Annotated in this window: 15 protein-coding genes; 10 read left to right on the top strand and 5 right to left on the bottom strand. The window is 61.2% G+C overall.

Annotation, left to right across the window (positions count from 1 at the left end):
• Positions 1-258: 258 nt before the first annotated feature.
• The 3 genes from CGK93_RS19670 to CGK93_RS19680 all read right to left on the bottom strand — a co-directional run bounded on the left by CGK93_RS19670 (position 259) and on the right by CGK93_RS19680 (position 3,008).
• Entirely contained in the window at positions 259-708 is a 450-nt protein-coding gene (locus tag CGK93_RS19670) for a 4-fold beta flower protein (protein WP_232481416.1), read from the bottom strand.
• A 5-nt stretch (positions 709-713) separates the two neighbouring features.
• Positions 714-1,889 (bottom strand): ThiF family adenylyltransferase, encoded by a 1,176-nt coding sequence (locus CGK93_RS23680; RefSeq protein ID WP_232481417.1) that lies wholly within the window; start codon positions 1,887-1,889, stop codon positions 714-716.
• A gap of 681 nt (positions 1,890-2,570) precedes the next feature.
• Positions 2,571-3,008 (bottom strand): hypothetical protein, encoded by a 438-nt coding sequence (locus tag CGK93_RS19680; protein WP_089596266.1) that lies wholly within the window; start codon positions 3,006-3,008, stop codon positions 2,571-2,573.
• Between the two features lie 482 nt (positions 3,009-3,490).
• Here CGK93_RS19680 and CGK93_RS19690 point away from each other — a divergent pair, with 482 nt between their 5' ends.
• A complete protein-coding gene (locus CGK93_RS19690) occupies positions 3,491-4,600 on the top strand; it encodes a HigA family addiction module antitoxin (protein WP_089596268.1) in 1,110 nt (369 codons plus the stop codon).
• Between the two features lie 77 nt (positions 4,601-4,677).
• On the top strand, positions 4,678-5,595 hold the full coding sequence (locus CGK93_RS19695; RefSeq protein ID WP_089596269.1) for an AbiTii domain-containing protein: 918 nt from the start codon (positions 4,678-4,680) through the stop codon (positions 5,593-5,595).
• 45 nt (positions 5,596-5,640) lie between these two features.
• Here the strand turns inward: CGK93_RS19695 and CGK93_RS24445 are convergent, their stop codons facing one another.
• Positions 5,641-5,826 carry a PEP/pyruvate-binding domain-containing protein gene (locus tag CGK93_RS24445; protein ID WP_269768458.1) on the bottom strand — a complete coding sequence of 62 codons (186 nt, stop codon included), beginning with the start codon at positions 5,824-5,826 and terminating at the stop codon, positions 5,641-5,643.
• Positions 5,827-5,855: 29 nt separating this feature from the next.
• Entirely contained in the window at positions 5,856-6,173 is a 318-nt protein-coding gene (locus CGK93_RS24690) for a PEP/pyruvate-binding domain-containing protein (RefSeq protein ID WP_089596271.1), read from the bottom strand.
• Between the two features lie 809 nt (positions 6,174-6,982).
• On the opposite strand from CGK93_RS24690, the gene CGK93_RS19715 reads away from it, so the two are divergent.
• The 8 genes from CGK93_RS19715 (at position 6,983) to CGK93_RS19750 (ending at position 15,844) form a co-directional block, all read left to right on the top strand.
• The gene (locus CGK93_RS19715; protein ID WP_089596273.1) at positions 6,983-7,786 is read left to right on the top strand and encodes a hydroxypyruvate isomerase family protein; all 804 of its coding nucleotides are present in this window, start codon (positions 6,983-6,985) and stop codon (positions 7,784-7,786) included.
• Positions 7,787-7,914: 128 nt separating this feature from the next.
• On the top strand, positions 7,915-8,793 hold the full coding sequence (locus CGK93_RS19720; protein WP_089596274.1) for a 2-hydroxy-3-oxopropionate reductase: 879 nt from the start codon (positions 7,915-7,917) through the stop codon (positions 8,791-8,793).
• Between the two features lie 130 nt (positions 8,794-8,923).
• Positions 8,924-10,699 carry a glyoxylate carboligase gene (gcl, locus tag CGK93_RS19725; RefSeq protein WP_089596275.1) on the top strand — a complete coding sequence of 592 codons (1,776 nt, stop codon included), beginning with the start codon at positions 8,924-8,926 and terminating at the stop codon, positions 10,697-10,699.
• A gap of 25 nt (positions 10,700-10,724) precedes the next feature.
• A complete protein-coding gene (locus CGK93_RS19730) occupies positions 10,725-11,891 on the top strand; it encodes a glycerate kinase (protein WP_089596276.1) in 1,167 nt (388 codons plus the stop codon).
• Positions 11,884-13,233 (top strand): allantoinase AllB, encoded by a 1,350-nt coding sequence (gene allB / locus CGK93_RS19735; protein WP_089596277.1) that lies wholly within the window; start codon positions 11,884-11,886, stop codon positions 13,231-13,233. The genes CGK93_RS19730 and allB overlap by 8 nt, the downstream gene beginning before the upstream one ends.
• 10 nt (positions 13,234-13,243) lie before the next feature.
• On the top strand, positions 13,244-13,981 hold the full coding sequence (locus tag CGK93_RS19740) for a winged helix-turn-helix domain-containing protein (RefSeq protein WP_089596278.1): 738 nt from the start codon (positions 13,244-13,246) through the stop codon (positions 13,979-13,981).
• Between the two features lie 98 nt (positions 13,982-14,079).
• On the top strand, positions 14,080-14,547 hold the full coding sequence (gene bcp / locus CGK93_RS19745; protein ID WP_089596279.1) for a thioredoxin-dependent thiol peroxidase: 468 nt from the start codon (positions 14,080-14,082) through the stop codon (positions 14,545-14,547).
• 178 nt (positions 14,548-14,725) lie between these two features.
• A complete protein-coding gene (locus tag CGK93_RS19750) occupies positions 14,726-15,844 on the top strand; it encodes a PP2C family protein-serine/threonine phosphatase (protein ID WP_089596280.1) in 1,119 nt (372 codons plus the stop codon).
• The last annotated feature ends 20 nt before the right edge of the window (positions 15,845-15,864 follow it).

The following is a 15,864-nucleotide window of genomic DNA, read 5'->3' on the forward strand; positions in this document are numbered from 1 at the left end:
GCGAACCAACTCACCCCTGACTTCACGGATGAGAACGACAACCAGCATTTGCTTGATTCCCTGCCAGATCCCACGCTCACGACGTGGGGTCGTCAGCAACCGAGACAACAACGTCCGCAACGACGGTCCTGAACTAATCCGGTTGCCGATCTCTAGGCACAATGATGTCCCAGTTGTTACTGGCTTATGTCTGTCCCACCGACCCAAGAAGTGGGGGACAGCTCGGGAACTGCGAGCCAGGTTGAACTGTCCCAGGCGTCATCCCCTAAGACTTGATTCCGGAACGTCGGAGAATCCTGATTTGTAGCCGGCGTATCCGGCGTATCCCGGATACCCGGGGTAGCCCGCGTAGCCGGGATATCCCGGGTAGCCGGGATACCCCCGGTAAGGCTGGGAGTCCCGCTTGAGAAGGCGGTTCCCAACGACGGTGCCAAGGTAGTTTCCTTCCTTGTCGACAGCATCGTTATCGCCCCATGGGAACCAACCAATCCAGTTTCCATTTTTGTCAAAAAGGTATCGATCCTTCTCGCTACGACGGAAAGCGATGGGGTTACCTTTGGTATTGAAGTAAAAGACGGCCACTGGGGAACCTTTCCTGTTGTGAACGGCAAATGTTATGGACGGTGTTGGCGACGCCATCTCGCGGGCATGCTGGTAGCCCTGTGAAAGAAGTTGTGACGCGACCGCATCTGGCCGCCCCACAATCATGCCTCCTACTTGATCCGATGAATCGCCCGCTGCAGGATGTTCTCTGCCATGGCGAGGGCGCGCAGCGGCAACGGATGCTTCGTGGATGTTCGCGCTTGAACAACTGCCCGCCAGTCCTCGCGGTGCTCGGCAATCGCTATTCGGGTATCACCTAAAGCGGTCGCGTTCTCGAAAGTGCAGTATGGTCCGGAGGTTGCAGCAGAGTGTTCAAGTGTCTGTGTTGACAGCACATGACGCAGCGGAGCGGGGACGCCGCGCCCGCCCGGGTGTGCAGTGAGACTGACGAACTGCGCCAGAAGCGCGGCGCTAACGCTGGCGGAGAGCGCGGCGACGTTTTGGCGGGAGGGAAGTTCCCGGCCTGTGCCTGCGATGTACACAGGGTCATCCAAAAGCCCCTGCTTGTCGAGCGAAATCTCCCCGACAACCAGCTGACCAATGCAGGCCATGCACGGACGTCCAGGAACGAGGGTGTGCGCCCGCCATATCCCATTGCGCATTCGACCATCGGCGAAGGTGTCGAGAGCGATTCCGCCGTCAATGACCGGAATCAAGTCCGTGTAAGCGAGCGCGTTCAGCACTGCCCTGGGCCATGGCCGGTCCACGCAGGAAAAAATGACGTCGTAATCGAGCGCCGCACTCACGCCGACGGGATCGGTGATACTTGTCTCGTGGCGATGGATCTCGAACGACTCCGCTGTCGCGGAAGACCTCATCAGCCGTGCGGCTACGTCAACCTTGGAACGTCCGAGTGCGGCGTCGAGCCTTGTTGCCCCGATCATACGGTCCAGGTTGGCCGTCTCAACGGCGTCGTAGTCCATCACGCCGACCGTAGTGAGACCGGTTGCAGCCAGACGCTGTGCAATGTCCAGGCCGACGCTGCCGCCGCCGACGACCAGCACACGCAGCCGCGCAATGGATGCCTGAGAACGCTCGCCCCACGAGGACACCGTCCGCTGTTGCGAGCGTGTGTTGGCAGGGATCCGCCGCAGTTCGCCATTCCATGTGACCCTCAGCTTAGGTGCCACGGATCGAACTGACTCCGCCCAAGTCGGCACCTTACGGTCGAACCAAAACCTGGCAGACCAGGAAGTGTCCCGTCCACCGAGAGTCATTCCCAGCAGCGGCATCTTGGTAATGGCACGGGCGACGCGCTCATACTCAGACTCCGTATCCCAGTCCATGTCACTGAGGAATTGCCAACCCCGAGAAGCAGGATGGGAATGCAGGAGAACAAGCCCCTGGCCAGCGGCCCGGGCCTCATTCGAGGCACGGAGTACGTATCCACTGGTAAAAGATGCGTTCCCATGCACGTGTCTGTCGCCCTCGTTGGGCAGGATGACAGACCTGATTAACGCCGTCGTGCGCTCCATACCGGTGGATAGGACGTATGTAGCGGCAAGCACATCCTCCTGACCATCCTCGCGAATGAGGTGGTCACGCATGGCTGCTTCGACTTCGCCGGTCATCGCTACCGAATACCGCATTTCAGGCCGCCTGCGGAATTGCGACAGAGATGAAACCCCGCACGTGCCGGAGCCACGATAGAGCCGGTGGGACCGACATGTCGGTATTGGTGTATTCGCGTGAGTGCCTCTTCCATCCCGGTGGGCAGTCAACCTCATCAACGTTCGTCGCGGCAAATGCAATCGATTCTGGAAGGTGGATCCAATGAGGCGGAACCATAGGCCAGCTCTGCACTTCGGAGACGCTGACGCCTGTTGTTACCGTCTGCCCGCTAAGGGCTCCGCCCACGGCGACGACATCGTAGAGGATACGGAGTCCGTCTGCCCGGGCCGGTGCACCGACTGCAGTCATGTCATTGATGAACTGTTGGGCCGGTCCTGCCAGAACTGTGACTTCACTCACGCTACACCACCCACATGCTTGGCGGTTACGAACTCGTCTCCGTTACGGATCTTCACGATTTGCGCGTCGGAGAAGGTCTGCGTGCCACCGGCAGGAAGAATGCGTGCGAGGTCGTAACCGGCTGGGTCCACTCCCGCGAGGCGCAGGAGCGCAGCCGCTGATTGGTCGTCGTCGTAGCTGCTCTGCGGTTCGCCGTCGATGGTGAAGTGGAGTTTCTGGCGAGAGACGAAGTGATCGCCATTCCTGAGGTTGATGATCTGCCCATCGCGGATCTTCTCTTCCACTCCGTTCTTTTTGAGCAAGAAGAGGTCGAAAACCTTCGGATCACGGCCGGCCAGGAGCAGCAGTGCTGCGGCTTCCTGGTCGCCGTCTTGGGTGTGGAATGCCTTGTCGTCGATGACGATCTGAAGGGAGGTGTTGGTGTGGGAGGCCATGTGGTGGCCCTCCTTTCTATTTTGTTCTGAACCTGCGTCTCTTCCGGGCCGGAAGAAGGTAACCTATACCTGTCGGGTAAATCCGACTCTATCACATGTTCCGTTTACCAAAGAGGTAAAGATTGCAGTTTGCGTGGATAAGCCCCCAGCTTGAACTCTCGTGTGTCACGGGGGCGCGCCTACGTGCTGTCGCCGATGGTCAGGCATCCGCAGCCGAAGATCTCCTCAGCCTTGTCAGGTATGCCCCCGGCTGGGGGACCTCATGACCTTTCAAAGTGTTCAGATCGACGTCGACGCGGGGAAGCTGGCGCTCTCGATCGAGGAGGTTGAAATGCATGTACGACCACTCAGTCCCGACGGTGTTCCGCGGGATGTGCTAAGTCGGGCTTCATTGTCCGATCACGCTTCTTCCAAAGCGTTACTCGTCCAGGACTTCCATATTCGCGGCCGGTCAATCCTCCCGCCAGCGATCTGAATCGAGAATGATGACCACCTACACCGCCACAGACCCGCAGTTTGACTTCGCCCCCCAGCCTGGACGCTGGCTACAACGGGAACTCGATCATCAAGCAATCAGCCAAGCACAACTCGCCGCTCGTACCGGTCTAAGCACCAAGCACATCAACCTCGTGATCAAGGGGACAGCAGCGCTTTCTCCTGAGGTTGCCGTTACCCTCGAACAAATTTTGGGGACATCTGCCGAGGCCTGGCTGCATATGGAGGCTGAACGCCAGATTCATCAGGCCCGTAAGGACAGAAGCAGGGCCCTTGCCGGATTTGTCGACTGGGCGAGTTCCTTCCCTCGACAATTATTGATTGATCGCAAAGTTATTGAAAAGACCGATGTGGGCTCTGAGCTTGCTGCAAAGCTTCTAGACTTCTTCTCAGTAGCATCGCCTTCTGCATATACAAAGACCTGGCTCGAACCGCAAGCATCCTATAAAAGAAGTCAAGTTCATTCTATTGACCCAAATTTGACTGCTCTCTGGTTACGTTTGTCCGAACAGCATGCGGAGAGGCTAATGGCGAATGCACCAGCCTATGATGCTGCAAAGCTCAAGGCTGCTGCAGAACATCTTCCTAAGCTGACCGTAACTGAAGACGTTGCCGAGGCCTTTATACAGGCACAACAACTTTTGCTTACAGCAGGTGTTGTGCTTGTCTTTGTGCCTGAAGTCCCAAACACGCGTATCAGTGGTGTGTCGCGTTGGATTAATGGGACGCCAATGATCGCCGTAACAAGTCGCTATAAAGCTCTCGATAGTTTGTGGTTCACCATTTTGCATGAAATTGCACACGTACTTCTCCACCCCAAGAGAAGCACATTCATAGATGAGGGTTTCAAAGCGGACGACGATGCCGATGCGCAAGAGACGGCTGCGAATACATTTGCGCAAGACCACCTAATACCCGCAGACTATAGGGCACAACTCACTAGAAACACAACAGAGAAGGGGATAGTTTCGCTTGCCAAAACACTAGGCGTCGCTCCCAGTCTGGTCGCTGGTCAATGGTCTTTCCGCACCAAGATCTGGGGCGGACCGATCGCAAAGCTGCGAAAGAAGATTGATCTTGCCGAACTGTTGAGCTAGAACCTAATCTTCATCGTCGACATGTTAGCCAAAATGTCTCAAACTAGTATTCCTGCCTCCAATTTTGGAATGAGTTCATGACCAAGCTTTCTGAAATTATTGATGCTGCCAGTGATGATAACTTCACGACGCCGAACCTACTCAGGAAGGTTCAAACGGTGGCCTACAGACTTCGTGCGGATAATCTGGAGAGCTGGGTGCGCAGGGAGCTATTTGGTTATAAAAACAATGAAACCGTGCCAGCCTACAGGGGTCCATTTAGGACACTGGTCACGGGTACGTGGCTAGGGCCGAGCGGTCACATCACCAATGCCGTCTCCGAGGTTGGAATCCCGGAAGACTTCGTCAAGGGCTGGTTCCGAGCCGAAATCCGTCAACCTGTTGCAGATCTTGAACTCCTAGGCAGCAGCGAAAGCAGTCCCAGCATGAGTTGGGACCCCTTCATCGTTCACGAGTACGGCAGGCTGGTCTCAGAGAGAAAGGGTGGAACCGGGTTCTACCTGATGGAACTCATTTCGGCCAAACAAACCATTCCTCAGAACGCCATTCGTGGCATCATCGATTCGGTGCGGACTACTGCCTTGCAGTTCGCACTGGAACTCGAGAGGGTCTCTCCTAAGGCGGGAGAACCGGATGGCCCAACAACAGCAGACCCCGAGGTGCGACTTGTGACTAACAATTTCAACTTCACGGTAAACGGAGATGGCAACAACATCGCCGCCGGTTCCGACATTCGGCAAAGAGCAGTAGTCAATAAGGGTGATGTTGATTCCCTGGTCAGGGCCGCGGTCGAGCTTGGACTGCGGAGCGACGCTGTTGCCGACCTGAAAGCTGCGGTCGAGTCTGACGGGCCGAAGCCGGGCAAAGCGACCAGTGCCTTCATTTCCCGGATTCGGGAGGGCGCCTACGCCTTGGCGGGGGGTGTTTCTTCAAACCTTGCCGCAGACGGATTGATCCAAGCGGTCGGTTCCTTTTACGGGATTCCGGCTGCGTAGACGTCGTGGGAAAGAGCAGCCTGAGGGCTTGGTCCTTTCGTGTCCTCACCTTCTGCGCTCGGTGGTACAGGTCGTGGGAACAGCGGTGATCGGCCGCGCCTGCAGCACCCAGACCTGCCCGTTGGCTATGGCCCACTCAATGTCTTGTCCACCGCCAAGCAACGCTTCGATGCGTAGCGCAACCCTCGCCACTTCCTCCGCCTGTTCGATGCTGAGGATCTGGCGCTGCACCAAACAGTCCGGCCCGCCTTCGGGCCGGATCAGCCACCGTTCTGGTCCTTCCTAACCGACACAAGTGATTCACTTAGGCCGTGCACTGCCTCGATCACAACGGTGTGGCGACCGGTCACCGGGTCCCGCGTAAAGGCGACACCGGAGAACTCCGGAATAAGCATTTGCTGCAAGATGACAGCCACACGCACTGGGCCAGGCAGATTGACCGCAGCTGGCACACGTGACGTCAACCCACGGCTGGCCAGACAGCCGCGCAATCGGTTGTCGTATTGCCCTTGAAATGCCCAAATTCGCTTCTGAGCAAAGGAAGGTCGGTGACCTTCCCCAATGTAGACCACCCGCATTCTGCCATTACCTAAGGGCTGTACCGCCCAACGGGGAGGTGGCCAGTTCCAACGTCAAGGTGGGCATCATCGCCGTCTTGCCCACACGGTCACTTCGCACTCTCCGGTTCTCATGTCCCCCTAAATATATAGGGACGGTCCGTAGCTGCACGACTTGTGCGCAAACCTGTAACACCTGTCCGCCGCTACTCCCGACCTCATACAGGCGTCCGGAATTCAGGTCCAGGCCGGGGGTCTACCTGGAAGGGCCCAGCAAACCGGCCTTTCAGCCCTGCAGCTTAGCTGCGCAGTCGGCTGGAAACTCGCAACCCGAAATCACGCCGATGACAACGCATATGTCGTGTAGGGCCCGGCGTACTTCATCAGACGAACAAAGGCCGCAGCTCTAACCAGGGCTGCGGGTGGAGTTTCTTGGTCAGGTGCGTCGTCTCCGACGCTGAGTGGACGCGGCAGGAGAGCTGCAGGTGCATCTGGCACGATGGCAATCTACGCACCACCAAGGCACACAGGAAGTAAGGCTAGTCAGCGCTTTCCCTCCCGATCGTCGGCTCGACGAAATCCAGCGAAGGTACTTTGCACGACTGAAACGAAGACCCCGCCACGCCATGCGGCACAAACCTCATGTGCACCACTCCTGGTATCCCAAACCCCCCACCTCCCCACCCACCCCCTTGACTCCCACCCCCACCTTCCCTAAACTTTTCATAAAGCAGAATCTAAATTCCACAAAGCGGAAACTGAAGCCAAACACTAAGGCAGCAGCCAAGCAAGCGAAGATAGATCCAAGCCCCTCCTCGGAAGGACCTACGATGACGTACACAGTGAACTGCTCCATCCTCCTGACGGAGCTGCCCTTGCTCGAGCGCCCCGCCGCCGCGAAGGCAGCCGGTTTTGACGCCGTCGAGTTCTGGTGGCCCTTCGAAACCTCCGTCCCCACCGACGCCCAAGTAACAGAGTTTGAAACCGCCATCAAGGACGCCGGCGTTCAGCTCACGGGCCTGAACTTCAACGCCGGCAACATGCCCGGCGGCGACCGCGGCCTGGTTTCCTGGAAGGGACGTTGCTCCGAGTTCAAGGACAACATCGACGTCGTAGCCGGCATCGGTGAGCGCCTGGGCTGCAAGGCCTTCAACGCCCTTTACGGCAACCGCCAGGACGAGTTCACCCCTGAAGAGCAGGACGAACTCGCGGCAAAGAACCTCGCCGCAGCAGCAGAAGGCGTCGCGCGCATCGGCGGCACCGTCCTCCTCGAACCGGTCAGCGGCGCACCCAAGTACCCGCTCCTCACCGCCGAAGACGCACTCAAGGTCATCGCCCGCGTCAAGGCAGAATCCGGCGCACAGAACATCAAGCTCCTCGCCGACTTCTACCACCTGGCAGTCAACGGCGACGACGTCGAATCCGTCATCGAGAACCACGCCAAGGACTTCGGCCACATCCAGATCGCCGACAACCCCGGCCGCGGCGCTCCCGGAACCGGCACGCTCCCCCTCGGCGAATGGATCGCCCGCAGCCGCGAACTCGGCTACGACGGCTACATCGGCCTCGAGTACAAGGAACCGCAGGAATCGGCCTTCAGCTGGGCCATCCGCCAGCGCGCCAACGCCAACTAGGCCACGTAGACCCAACTAGGTAACAGCAAACGCTCCATTGAGCACTCAGTACGACACTTACTGTCACCTAGTTGGGTAAGCACACCCGGGTTAAAACACACAAAGACTTCCCCAGAAAGAGAACCACAATGAGCAACGTTGCAGTCATCGGACTCGGAATCATGGGCCTCCCCATGGCCATCAACCTCGTCAAGGCCGGCCACACGGTCACCGGTTTCAACCGCAGCCAGGACAAGATCGACAAGCTCGTCTCCGAGGGCGGCCAGGGTGCCACCAGCATCGCGGACGCAGTCAAGGACGCCGACGTCGTCATCACCATGGTCCCGGACTCCCCCGATGTTGAGGGCGTGGTCAGCGGCAAGGACGGCGTCTTCGCCAACGCGAAGAAGGGCACCATCTGGATCGACGCTTCCAGCATCCGCCCGGACGTCGCAAAGCGCCTCTCCGAAGATGCAGTAGCAGCCGGCATCCGCCCGCTCGACGCTCCCGTATCCGGTGGTGAACAGGGCGCCATCGACGCCGTCCTGTCCATCATGGTCGGCGGCGAAGCGGCAGACTTCGAGGCAGCACAGGATGTCCTCAACGCTGTGGGCAAGACCATCGTCCACGTCGGCCCGTCCGGCTCCGGCCAGACCGTCAAGGCAGCCAACCAGCTGATCGTGGCCGTCAACATACAGGTCCTCGGCGAGGCAATCGCCTTCCTCGAGGCGTACGGCGTAGACACCGACGCAGCACTGAAGGTCCTTGGCGGCGGCTTGGCCGGCTCCAAGGTCCTCGACCAGAAGGGTCAGAAGATGCTCGACCGCAACTTCGACCCCGGCTTCCGCCTGGCCCTCCACCACAAGGACCTCGGCATCGTCACCTCCGCAGCCCGCGAAGCCAACGTCGCTGTCCCGCTCGGCGCAGTCGTCGCCCAGCTCGTCGCCGCAACCGTCAACCAGGGCGACGGCGGCCTCGACCACTCGGGCCTCTTCAAGCAGGTCCTCCAGCTCAGCGGCCGCAACTAACCAGAGGCCCAAGGGCACCAAGCAACACAAGCAGGGAACCCGCCGTCGTAAGTAAACGACGGCGGCTCCCTCACCACACCCAAAAACACCACAGACTTCGCCCGAAAGGGCAAAAAACAAGGAGTACACCATGGCAAAGATGCGCACCGTTGATGCGGCCGTAGCCATCCTGGAAAAGGAAGGCGCAACCGAAGCTTTCGGTCTGCCCGGCGCAGCGATCAATCCCTTCTACTCAGCAATGCGTGCCCACGGCGGCATCCGCCACACGCTGGCCCGCCACGTAGAAGGCGCCAGCCACATGGCCGACGGCTACAGCCGCGCAGCTGATGGCAACATCGGCATCTGCATCGGCACGTCGGGCCCTGCTGGCACGGACATGATCACCGGCCTGTACGCAGCCCAGGCTGATTCGATCCCCATGCTCTGCATCACGGGTCAGGCACCCGTTGCCAAGCTGCACAAGGAAGACTTCCAGGCCGTGGACATTGAGTCCATCGCCAAGCCGTTGACCAAGTTCGCCATGACCATCCTGGAGCCGGGCCAGGTTCCCGGCGCGTTCCAGAAGGCCTTCCAGCTGATGCGTTCGGGTCGTCCGGGCCCGGTCCTGCTGGATCTGCCCATCGACGTTCAGATGGCCGAGATCGAGTTCGACATCGATGCCTACGAGCCCCTGCCCATCGAGAAGCCCAAGGCTTCCCGCAAGCAGCTGGAAAAGGCACTGGACCTGCTGACCGCAGCCAAGCACCCTCTGATCGTTGCCGGTGGCGGCATCATCAACGCCGGCGCGTCCGCACAGCTGGTTGAGCTGGCCGAGATCCTGAACGTTCCGGTCATCCCCACCCTGATGGGCTGGGGCGCCATCCCGGACGACCACCAGCTGATGGCCGGAATGGTTGGCCTGCAGACCTCGCACCGCTACGGCAACGAGACGTTCCTGCAGAGCGACTTCGTGATCGGCATCGGCAACCGTTGGGCCAACCGCCACACCGGCGGTCTGGACACCTACACGGCCGGCCGTAAGTTCGTGCACATCGACATCGAGCCGACGCAGATCGGTCGCGTTTTCTCGCCGGACTTGGGCATTGCGTCCGACGCCGGTGCGGCGCTGGACGGTCTGTTGGAGCTGGCTCGCGAACGCCAGGCAGCCAAGACCCTGCCGGACTACGCGGGTTGGGTTGCCGAGTGCCAGGAGCGCAAGGGCTCCCTGCACCGCAAGACCAACTTCGACAACGTGCCGATCAAGCCGCAGCGCGTATACCAGGAGATGAACAAGGCCTTCGGCCGCGACACCACCTACGTGTCCACCATTGGCCTGTCGCAGATCGCCGGCGCACAGATGCTGCACGTGTTCGGCGCCCGCAAGTGGATCAACGCAGGCCAGGCCGGCCCGCTGGGTTGGACCGCTCCCGCTGCCTTGGGCGTTGTGAGGGGAACCCCGGACGCCACCGTTGTTGCCCTGTCCGGTGACTACGACTTCCAGTTCATGATCGAGGAACTGGCCGTAGGCGCACAGTTCAACCTGCCGTACATCCACGTTGTGGTGAACAACAGCTACCTGGGCCTGATCCGTCAGAGCCAGCGCGGCTTCAACATGGAACAGAACGTTTCCCTGGCCTTTGAGAACATCAACAGCCCGGAGACCAACGGCTACGGCGTGGACCACATCAAGGTTGCCGAGGGCTTGGGCGTCAAGGCCATCCGCGTTGAGGACCCGAACGACCTGCCCGCCGCCTTCGACAAGGCCAAGGCCCTGATGGGCGAGTTCAAGGTTCCTGTGGTTGTTGAAGTGATCCTGGAAAAGATCACCAACATCTCCATGGGCGTTGAGATCAACGGCGTGAACGAGTTCGAAGAGCTGGCAGAGTCCGCGGCGGACGCACCCACCGCGATCCTGACCAAAGCGTAAGTAAGCAAAGAAGGGAGGCACCGGAATGCGTGTTGTCATCGCCCCGGACAAATTCAAGGGCTCGCTGTCCGCGCCCGACGTCGCCAAGCACCTGGCAACAGGCCTGCAGGCGGGGTTCGGCCAAGGCATTGAAGCAACACGCATTCCGGTGGCCGACGGCGGCGAAGGAACCATCGACGCCGCCATCGGCTCCGGCTTCACCCGCCGGACCACCACCGTCACCGGCCCGCTCGGCGAGCCGGTGAAGGCCGACTTCGCGGTGCGGGACCAGGAAGCTGTCATCGAAATGGCGGCAGCTTCCGGTCTCGCCCTCCTCCCGGACGGCCCCACGTCCCAGACGGCCAAAACCGCAACCAGCATCGGCACGGGCGAACTCATCCGCGCCGCGCTGGACCTCGGCTGCCGCAAGATCATCCTGGGTGTGGGCGGCAGCGCCAACACCGACGCCGGCGCGGGAGTCCTGCAGGGCCTCGGCGCCGTCTACCTGGACAAGAACGGCAACGAGCTCCCCGGCGGCGGTGCCGCCTTGGCACAGCTGAACAGCATCGACTTCTCCAACTTCGATGTCCGCATCGAGGCCACGGAGTTCGTATTGGCGTCCGACGTCGACAATCCCCTTTTGGGGTCCAGCGGAGCCCCAGCCATCTTCGGTCCCCAGAAAGGCGCGACGCCGGACGACGTCACCGAACTGGACGCCGCAGCAAGCCACTTCGTCAACGTCCTCGCGGCAACCACCGGGCAGCATGCCAAGTTCGCGGCCAAGGCAGAAGGCGCTGGAGCAGCAGGCGGCGTTGGCTACATTGCCATCGCGGCACTGAAGGCTGAGCGGCGGCCGGGTATCGACGTCGTGCTTGAATTCACCGAACTCGAGCGCAGGCTCAAAGGCGCCGACCTGGTGATCACTGGAGAAGGCAGCCTGGACGAGCAAAGCCTGCTCGGCAAGACCCCCATGGGCGTCTCGCGGGCGGCACAAAGGAACGGGGTTCCCGTGATCGCAGTCTGCGGCCGGAGTACCCTGAGCCGGGAACAACTCACGGATGCCGGCTTCCATACGGTCCACGCACTGACCGATCTGGAAAAAGATGTCCAAAAATGTATCGCTGAAGCAGGTCCGTTGCTTGAACAATTAGGTAAGCACATAGGCGTGTACCTGGCGGAACGGACCGAAAACAAGGAGTACCTCAATGTCTGAAGCAATCGGCGCCTATGACCTCGTTATCCGGGGCCAGCGCATCCTGACCACCGCCGGCCTCGCAGCCCGCGAAGTTGGCATCCGCGACGGCATCATCGTCGCCATCGAACCCCTGGGCAACGGCCTGACGGGCAATGAGGTCATCGAACTCTCAGACGACGAAACCCTCATCCCCGGCTTGGTGGACACCCACGTCCACGTCAACGAGCCCGGCCGCACCGAGTGGGAGGGCTTCGCCTCCGCCACCCGCGCCGCAGCCGCCGGTGGCGTCACCACCATCATCGACATGCCGCTAAACAGCATCCCGCCCACCACCAGCGTGGATGGCCTGGAGCAGAAGCGCGTCGTCGCCAAGGACCAGGCGTTCGTGGACGTCGGATTCTGGGGCGGTGCCATCCCGGGCAACAAGAGCGACCTCCGCCCGCTGCACGACGAAGGCGTTTTCGGATTCAAGTGCTTCCTCCTCCACTCCGGCGTGGACGAGTTCCCGCACCTGGATGCGGACGAGATGGAAGAGGACATGGCTGAGCTCAAGTCCTTCGACTCCCTCATGATCGTGCACGCCGAGGACTCCCACGCGATCGACCGCGCCCCGCACCCGGGCGGCGACCACTACGAAACCTTCCTCGCTTCCCGCCCCCGCGGCGCCGAGAACAAGGCAATCGCAGAGGTCATCGAACGCGCCCGCTGGACCGGCGCCCGCGCCCACATCCTGCACCTCTCCTCCTCCGACGCGCTTCCCATGATCGCTTCGGCAAAGCGCGACGGCGTCAACCTCACCGTTGAGACCTGCCCGCACTACCTCACCCTCATGGCCGAAGAAATCCCTGACGGCGCCACAGCCTACAAGTGCTGCCCGCCCATCCGCGAGGCCTCCAACCGCGAGCTCCTCTGGAAGGGCCTGCAGGACGGCACCATCGACTGCATCGTCTCGGACCACTCCCCCTCCACACTGGACCTGAAGGACCTGGAGAATGGCGACTTCGCCGTGGCATGGGGCGGCGTGTCCTCGCTGCAGCTGGGCCTGTCCCTGATCTGGACCGAAGCCCGCCACCGCGGCATCCCGCTGGAGCAAGTTGTCTCGTGGATGGCCGAGAAGCCCGCCGCCTTGGCCCGCCTGCACAACAAGGGCCAGCTCGCCCTGGGCTACGACGCCGACTTCTCCATCTTCGCCCCGGACGAAGCCTTCGTTGTGGACGTCACCAAGCTCAAGCACAAGAACCCGATCACGCCGTACGACGGCCGTCCCTTGGCCGGCGTCGTCCGCAAGACCTACCTGCGCGGCACCCCGATCGACGGCCAGAACCCCGGCGGCAAGCTGCTCCGCCGCGGCAACGTTTAGGTCAATCGCCATGGCAGTCAATGCCTACGGGCCGCCGCCGTCGCGGGGAACTTCCGCGCGCCGGAACGGCATGACCGCACACGGCATGGCGCTCTGGGTCAACCCGGCCGAGGGCGACGAGATCGATCCTGCAGTCTGGGAGCGGGCCGCACGCCTTGTGCTGGCCCGCGCCATGAAACTTGCCCCGGAGGCGGAAGTCCGCATCTGGCCCGCCACCGGGGCAGAGCACTCCGGCGTCGGCGACACTTCCTGGGGCGGCACTCCGCAGGAAGCCGCCGACGCCGGTACCAATGGTTCGCTGTCACTCGCCGATGCCCTCGCGGAGGCGCGTGCGGTAACCCGTGCGGAAGCCATTTCCGACGGCGGCGACCGCACCGAAGCGGGCGACAGCACCGCCGTCGAGCCCGTAACGTTGGCCAGCCGCCGCAGCCAACTTGCGGTGGACCTCGCCGCTGAAGTAGTGCTGCTGGACGGCCAGCCGGTTTCCTTTACTGGCATGGAATACAAGCTGCTGCGCTACCTCGTGGTCAACTGCTCACGGGCCATCAGTCGTGAAGAATTGCAACGTTTCCTGGAGTCATTTGACCTCCCCGGCGCGGCATTTCGGTCGATCGACGTTTATGTTGGAAGGGTGCGGCGGAAGCTAGGCTCCGCCCGACACACCGTCGCCACCGTCCGTGGTGGCGGCTACCAGTTCGTGCCAGGGCCCTATGCCACAGTGCGCGGACCTGCGGAATACAGCATCTAGGTTCGCTGTTGTAAAAGATCAACGCCCCCGCAATGTGCATGACCGCTGTTGTTTGAAACAAAGGCCGGCTGTTTGCCGGTGAAACGTAAAGGATCGCCATGACCCAGAAACTCCTCGTCGGAACGCAAGCACCTGATTTCGCGCTTCTCGACGCCGACGGCACCAAGGTCTCGCTGTCCGACTACCGCGGACGCAACGTCATTGTGTACTTCTACCCGAAGGCAGCCACCCCCGGCTGCACCACCGAGGCTTGCGACTTCCGCGACAACCTCGCCAGCCTCCAGGGCAAGGGCTACGACGTCATCGGGATCTCCCCGGACGGCCCAGAGGACCTCGCGAAGTTCACCGGTGAATTCGCCCTGACCTTCCCGCTGCTCTCCGACGAAGACCACAAAGTGGCCCTCGCTTACGGCGCTTGGGGCGAGAAGCTGGTTGACGGCGAAATCGTCGAAGGCCTGGTCCGCTCCACAGTTGTCCTCGACGGCGAAGGCACCGTGAAGCTCACCCAGTACCAGGTCAGCGCCCAGGGCCACGTCCAGGCGCTCAAGGAAGAGCTGGGCGTCTAACCCTCTCTCACATCCCGCGTGCTTGAGAGAAACCCTCTCTCACATCCCGCGTGCTTGAGCCGAATCCTCTCTCATACAACTGAACAAAAGATGTAACGCCCGCCCACTTTTGTGAGCGGGCGTTTCATGTGTCGTGACTAAACGTGACAAATACCCAGCAGCATTAGTTAATGGAGCCATGGTCTCTTCCCCACCCGTGCGCCACGCTGTAGTCGTCGAAGATGATGCCGACATCCGCGGACTCCTCGTCCTGGTCCTCGAGCAGCTCGACTTTGTGGTGACCGAAGCACCTGACGGCCTGTCCGGCGTCGAGGCTGTCCGCAATACCAACGCGGAACTTGTGACTCTCGATGTGAATCTCCCGGACATTGACGGCATGGAAGTCTGCCGCCGGCTTCGCGAATTCTCGGACGCCTACATCCTCATGCTCACGGCACGCGCAGACGAGATTGACAGGCTCAATGGCCTGGACATCGGCGCCGACGACTACATCAACAAGCCCTTCAGTCCCAAGGAACTCCAAGCCCGTATCCGCGCTTTGTTCCGCCGGGCCCGCACGCCCGCATTGCCGGCCGAGGACAGCCGACAAACGGACGAACTCGAGCGCGCAGCAGTGGTGCAGAAGAGCCTCCTCCCGCGCGAAACAGTCCGCCTCGAAGGATACGACGTCGCAGGCGCCTTCCGCCCCACCCGCAGCGTAGGTGGGGACTTCTACGACTGGTACCAGACCCGCGACGGCATGCACCTGACGTTCGCGGACGCCATGGGCAAGGGCATGGGCGCGGCCTTGATCGCGGCTACCGTCCGTGCGGTGATGCGTTCAGTGGCCGATACTCCGGCGATCGACGCCGCTTTCGCATCAGCCAGCGCCACCATCACTTCGGACTTGGACCAGTCCGGTTCCTTCGCCACGATGTTTCACGCGCGGCTGGATGCTTCGTCCGGAAAGCTCAGTTATATCGACGCCGGTCACGGCCTCGCGCTGTACATCCCGGCTGAGGGAGCGGCGCAGAGGCTTGTATCCGCCGGGCCCCCGGTGGGCATCCTCGACGGTCAGCACTGGCCGGCAGCCGAGCTTCACCTGGAGCCCGGCGATTCGCTGGTAATCGTCAGCGACGGCGTACTGGACGCCCACGCTTCCCTCGAAGATTTCATCCGGAACGTCGAAAAGGCAGCCCGGAGCGAGGAAACGTCGGACGATGTGTGCGCGGCCCTGCTGGAGTTGGCACCTGCGGCCACCGCCGAAGACGACGTGACCGCCGTCGTCGTTCGTAGGAAACCTGACGTCCAGCACTAACGACCACAAAAAGGGGGGAT

Source organism: Arthrobacter sp. YN (genome assembly GCF_002224285.1).
In the GTDB taxonomy this organism is placed as follows: Bacteria; Actinomycetota; Actinomycetes; order Actinomycetales; family Micrococcaceae; genus Arthrobacter.